1 protein-coding gene is annotated in these 375 nt (G+C 42.1%); it reads right to left on the reverse strand.

Annotated elements, in window-relative coordinates:
• On the reverse strand, positions 1-349 hold a 349-nt coding region (locus ACYQ4S_RS12435), incomplete at its 3' end, for an RNA-guided endonuclease TnpB family protein (RefSeq protein WP_459771487.1).
• Between the last annotated feature and the right edge of the window lie 26 nt (positions 350-375).

Consider the following 375-nt stretch of genomic DNA (forward strand, 5'->3'; position numbering starts at 1 on the left):
CGATGCTTTTTGCTAGTTTATGGTTCTTCATCAGGTTCTGGGTGGACAACGTTTCGATTACGATGACTTGGTTTTCGTCTGTAATTTTCTTCGTTAGTTTGTGCAAGAAATCCTTCCGCTGGTTAGCCATTTTTTCGTGTTTCTTGGCGATTTGCAGGCGGGCTTTGCTCCGGTTCTTCCCGCCTTTTTGTTTGCGGTACAACGAACGCTGGGCTTTCTTGAGTTGCTTTTCTGCTTTATATAAATGGTTGGGGTTTTTGTGTTTCTCTATCTCGCCTAAATCGTTGGTAGTGATAGCGAAATCGGAAATGCCTAAATCAATCCCGATTTTTCTTTTGGTAATTTCCACTGCTTCGTCTTCTGATTTTACCAGAA

This window comes from Alkalibacterium sp. s-m-28 (assembly GCF_054658175.1).